The 5,331-nt window shown below is 36.7% G+C and carries 5 protein-coding genes; 3 read left to right on the forward strand and 2 right to left on the reverse strand.

Annotated features, from left to right (window positions below; all coding sequences use genetic code 11):
- Positions 1 to 310 precede the first annotated feature (310 nt).
- Both SanaruYs_RS19805 and SanaruYs_RS19810 read right to left on the reverse strand, forming a co-directional pair.
- The gene (locus tag SanaruYs_RS19805; protein ID WP_127124362.1) at positions 311 to 1,057 is read right to left on the reverse strand and encodes an MvaI/BcnI family restriction endonuclease; all 747 of its coding nucleotides are present in this window, start codon (positions 1,055 to 1,057) and stop codon (positions 311 to 313) included.
- Positions 1,057 to 1,833: a DNA-methyltransferase gene (locus tag SanaruYs_RS19810; protein ID WP_127124363.1), complete on the reverse strand. Its 777-nt coding sequence runs from the start codon at positions 1,831 to 1,833 to the stop codon at positions 1,057 to 1,059. The genes SanaruYs_RS19805 and SanaruYs_RS19810 overlap by 1 nt, the downstream gene beginning before the upstream one ends.
- Before the next feature lie 478 nt (positions 1,834 to 2,311).
- On the opposite strand from SanaruYs_RS19810, the gene SanaruYs_RS19815 reads away from it, so the two are divergent.
- The 3 genes from SanaruYs_RS19815 to SanaruYs_RS19825 are packed head-to-tail and all read left to right on the forward strand — an operon-like array spanning position 2,312 to position 4,367.
- Positions 2,312 to 2,881 carry a Crp/Fnr family transcriptional regulator gene (locus tag SanaruYs_RS19815; RefSeq protein WP_127124364.1) on the forward strand — a complete coding sequence of 190 codons (570 nt, stop codon included), beginning with the start codon at positions 2,312 to 2,314 and terminating at the stop codon, positions 2,879 to 2,881.
- Positions 2,882 to 2,938: 57 nt separating this feature from the next.
- Positions 2,939 to 3,529, forward strand: a complete 591-nt coding sequence (locus SanaruYs_RS19820; RefSeq protein ID WP_127124365.1) for an SRPBCC family protein — start codon at positions 2,939 to 2,941, stop codon at positions 3,527 to 3,529.
- Complete coding sequence (locus SanaruYs_RS19825; RefSeq protein WP_127124366.1) at positions 3,519 to 4,367, forward strand: SDR family NAD(P)-dependent oxidoreductase; 849 nt, start codon at positions 3,519 to 3,521, stop codon at positions 4,365 to 4,367. The genes SanaruYs_RS19820 and SanaruYs_RS19825 overlap by 11 nt, the downstream gene beginning before the upstream one ends.
- Positions 4,368 to 5,331 lie beyond the last annotated feature (964 nt).

Below are 5,331 nucleotides of genomic sequence, written 5' to 3' on the forward strand. Positions count from 1 at the left end.
GTGCACAACAAAAGCTATAACCAATGGCGGGTGAAGAGTAAGTATAAAATTGTATCTTCGTTATTATGTTTGGTCACGGTGGATAATAACAGTTTCAAAAGCCGCCACTGGTTATAGCCAAACGTTGTAAGCTATTGCGCCAAGACAGTGTAGACCTTACGCGCATTGGCACATTTAATTGCCGCGCAAACCCACCGCGACACCAAAGCAATTAAAAGAGCCAACCTTTGCAACCGCACAAGCCCCATTGACAAATGGACACGGGGGACAAAAAAATAAAAAGACAAACGAGAAATTTTAGAGAACGGACTCAGGATTTCTTGGACGACTTTTTAACTTTTGACTCATCCGCAGGTAAAATGACTTGTGTGTTTTCATAGATGACTCCAATATCATCAATGTGAATCCTAAATTTAGTTCCGTGGTCTCGCAGTGCTGACCCTTTACCTCCTTTAGTTCTTGCGTCAAAATCAATATAAATTATACCGTCTTCAATAGCCTGACAAATTCCTAATAGATTAAGGTCCCAGTAAGCGTGAGCACTTTCATACATAACTTTTCGCTCTGCCTTGTTGACTGTTCCGTGAACCAAGATTAATCTTCTCAACTTCGCTCCGATTGTGTTAAGAATAACATTATGCTCCCAATAAGGAACAATCTTTCGATTGTTAACATTTTCCACAGTTATTCTATTATCGCCATTTATGACAAGGAATCCTCTTTCAGATTTACCGCTGATTGTATGTCTGAAACTAATTTGTCCTTTTTCATTTGGCCAACCGAAAGTATTAACAAGTTCATTCATAATACCCGCGGGTTGAGGTGTCTTATGAAGTAATGTTAACAAGGCATTTCCACCATGAAATTTAATTTCCCAATCCATCAAATCGGGACCATCTTTATTATTTCTCGTTACATCTAACAAATGCTCCAAAGTATCGCCAGGCGCTCCGCTACCTTGGAATTGTTCGGGCATATCAACCCATCCCATTTGTAAAATCTTATGAATAATCTTAAAGGCTGCCCCTGAAGATTTAGGAATTGCTGAAGGACTCATTAAAAATCTAACTGTTTATTGAAGGACTTTATTCTTTTCTCTGCCATTTTACAATACTCCTTTGAAACATCAATACCAATCCAATTACGTTTGAGAAGTTTTGCAGCAATGGCGGTTGTCCCCGAACCCATAAAAGGGTCCAAAACAGTTTTATGAGTAGTAGAAGAAATACAATTCATTGGTAGTTCGAGCGGAAACGGTGCAGGATGTTCGTTGTCTCTCTCTTGTGCTATTTCCCAAATATCAGTCAACTTGTTTGCACCTTCCGCAAGTTTAAAATTAGGTTTAGTAATCATGTAGATTACCTCATAAGTGGGAAGAAAATATCCTGCGTTAAAGTTAATACCTCCCTTTCTTTTCCAAATAATTATTTGGCGGACAGGGAAACCATCAACAATATCATGCCTATCCTGTAACTGTCCTCCTTGAACACGCCATTTATGATTATAGAAAATGACACCATCGTCTTTCAAAATCCTCATCATTGACTCAAGACATCTACGTTGCCAATTGGTGTACTCCTCATGAGGCATATTATCATCATAATTTTCGTAACCATTAATTAGTCCAGCGTTTGCCCATTTTCCACCCCGACCGTCTTTCATTCCATTTCCTGTAGAGTTCTTTAAATTATATGGCGGAGAGGTGACGATTGCCCCAACGGACTTTTTAGGCATTTTATCCATAAAGTCAATACAATCAGCACAATGGAATTTATTAAGTAAACCACTGATTGAGTTATCCTTAACAGGCAGGTCCAACACAAGTTCTTTCATGACGGGATATTTACTTAAAAATATAGCTTAAAACGCAATTTTAATAAAGGTTTTCGCAAGTAAGGACAAAAAAACTGACAACTAATGACATAAAAAAGGAATCCCAACTAAACCGCACCAATGCTAAGGCCCCCCAAAATGCCGACACACAAACCAAAGCCTTTGCATCCGTGCTACTATTCGGTGAAGGCGCAACAGCTTACAACAAAATGTTTATGCAATGTGGGGGTTTGGTGTTAAATTAAAGTTTATGTTTCAAAATGTAGTTTGGTCACGGGGGACAGTTCAGAGCAGGTCGGGCTTAACATTCCGCTGCGCTTCATTTTTAAGCCCTCCTATTCCCCACACTGCATAAACACAAACGTTAGCGGTAATGGTAGGACGACCCTGCAAGCATCAAACCGACACTGCTTTTTAACATTTGGTAAATAGACACAAAGACAGTAATCTTAAATTTGCTGAATTACAAGACAAAATAATGCAACAACTCATAGAATTATTATTGCAATACAGTCCATTGACAAAGCAACAAATTGAACTCATTGGCTCAAAGACTGAAATAAGAAAATTAAAAACAGGCGACTATTTTTCAGAAGCAGGCAGAACAGCAAATGAAGTTGGCTTTGTTACACAAGGTATTTTTAGAGTTTGCTATTATAGTAAGGATGGTAATGAAATAACTCGTTACTTTATTGACGAAAATAATTTTCTAGTTGACCTCAATAGTTACACTTATCAAATTCCTTCAAGTGAATATATTCAGGCTGTTACAGACGTTGAGTTAGTTGTTTTCAAGCGTAAAGACCTTACTGATATTGCTAATACCATTGTTGGCTGGGATAAAATTACAAATCAAATTACGACTAAAGCCTTTTTAGATAAAGTAAACCGCATAAGCCCAATGCTTGCGGAAGATGCAACTACTCGATACAAAAAATTTCTTGACCAGTTTCCAAAATTGGCTTTAAGAATTCCTCTTTCCTATTTAGCCTCATATCTTGGAATTACTCAACAATCTTTGAGTAGAATTAGAAAAAACATAAGCTGATTTCACTTTTTACCATTTGGTAAATGTTTTGAAAATTGAAGTGAAGACCTTTGCCCTATGAAAATAACAGGCAGAGTAATTACTTCAACAATCTTGTTTGGCATTAGTGGCGTATGCTGCCTATTTGCTCAAACGACAGATGACCAATACAAAACAAGTAGAATGGATAAATTAGCAACACCACACACAGAAGAATTTGTAGTCAATGCACCAATTGAAAAAGTCTTTGACTTTATTGTAGCAGAAGATGTATTACCCAAAATACTTAAAAAGTATTTTATCATCCCAGCAGTAACTGGTTCAAAAATTCATCAAGGCGACTGGTTAACACCGGGTTCTTATCGGACTGTCTTTTTTGCAAATGGGGATACTTTAAAAGAAGAACTCACCAACTTTGACAGACCTACTTATTTCGCCTATAAGGTTAGTGAATTTAGCAGTTTCCAAAGACGTTTTGCGTCACACGGAACAGGACAATGGTGGTTTACGGCAAATGGCGACAAAACAGAAGTTAAATGGACTTACACTTTCTATGCTAAAAGTAGATTTAAAAGATTTTTCTTGAAGCCATTTATCAATCACGATTTCAGAACCTATATGAAACGGTCAATTAAACTCATTAAAGAACAAATAGAAAATGGAAAATAAAATCATTCTTATAACTGGTGCAACAAGTGGAGTTGGTAAAGCCACAACACTTGAATTGGCAAAACCAGAAAATCAATTATTTCTTATTGCAAGAAACAAACAGAAAGGTGAAGAACTCAAAAAAGAAATTTTGAGCATTAAACCTAAGGCAAATATTGAATTGCTGTATGCTGACCTTTCATTGCAAAAGGACATTAAAAATCTTGCGATTGATTTCAAAACGAAACACAACAAATTAGATGTACTTATTAATTGTGCTGGTTTAGTCTCAAGTGAAAGAATTGAAACTAAAGAAGGAATTGAGCAAACCTTAGCTGTCAATTATATTTCACATTATTTGCTTTCACTTCTACTTTTAGAAGAACTAAAAAATGCAAAACAAGGAAGAATTATCAATGTTGCTTCACTCATTCCACCTATTGCAAAAATTAATTTTAAGGACATACACAGCAAGAAAAATTATAGCGGAGTTACGGCTTATTTACAATCAAAGGTGGCAGACGTAATGTTTACTTACGACTTAGCTGAACAATTGAAGAATACCAACGTGACTGTAAATGCTGTTCATCCAGGCATAGTCAAGACAAACTTGGGAGTTGAAACATCAAAAGGTGTATTACAAGGTTTTGTAAGATTTTGTATGTCATTTATAGCTATTACACCTCAAAAATCCGCTGAAAGAGTTTTGTATTTGACTAACTCAATCAACCTTTCAAACGTTTCTGGCAAATATTTTAAAGGTGGACAATCCCCGGTAAAGACAAATTCGTTCTCGTACAATCTTGACAACAGAAATAGATTATCTAAATTAACCAAGCAGCTAACTGACCGACAATAAAATCTGACCAAAACCACTACCGCTAACAAAATGTTTCTGCAATGGTGCCGTGACGAGTTGCTTTAAAGTTTTATCTTCGTTCAACGTTTTCGTTTCGTGTGACAGGACGCGGCTTCGGAAAGGCACCACTGCAGAAACACAAACGTTGTAGCCAATGCATTGAACAATGAGTAAGCTGACAGACAACTTAAGGAGAGATTTTAAAACAGGATATCTTAACAAGACGGACTTGATAGTAATATCTAGCCATTTGACAGTTGGATTATTTATCTGGTGTGCGTACCAATACAACCTTATCGACAAGGAAAACTTAAAAGACTTTTCTAACATTTATATTTTCCTCACTCCATTCCTGCTAGTTGGACTATTCTTTAGAAAATTGAGGAAGATCAGATTTTGGCTAATCTGGTTGACAATAAGCATCATTCAAATACTAATTTATCCACTAGTTAAAGACAATCCAGATTTCGATTTCCCTAGGGGAACAGCATTTGACAGTCTAGTTGCATTATTCCCAACATTGATAGTTTACCAAATTCTTCGACTAATATATTATTCAATAAAGGAAAAAGAAATGATTTTATCTCTTCGACAGTATAGGTGGACAATGTTTGAGAATGAGGACAGAAGAAATATGAACTGGCTAGACATTATTTTCAGCATCATACTAGGGTTGACATCGGTACTTTCCGGAGTACTGTTGACATCTTGAAATAGAAAAATGGAGGGCACGCACTGGCTACAACATTAGCTACACGTCATGCCGCGTGACAGTTTGCCAATTACGCACAAACTACTAACTTCGTTACTTAACGTTGGAATCATACGGGCTTCGAAAAGCGGCACGCCATGTAGCCCAGCGATATCTATGATTAAAAAAAGTTATTTCTAACTATTTTTTAATTCTGGTGTGTAAGGTGTTCCACGATTCACAACAGCTACAATTCTGTGCAACAGTTTGTTT

The sequence above is a fragment of the Chryseotalea sanaruensis genome (genome assembly GCF_003990915.1).
Classification (GTDB): Bacteria; Bacteroidota; Bacteroidia; order Cytophagales; family Cyclobacteriaceae; genus Chryseotalea; species Chryseotalea sanaruensis.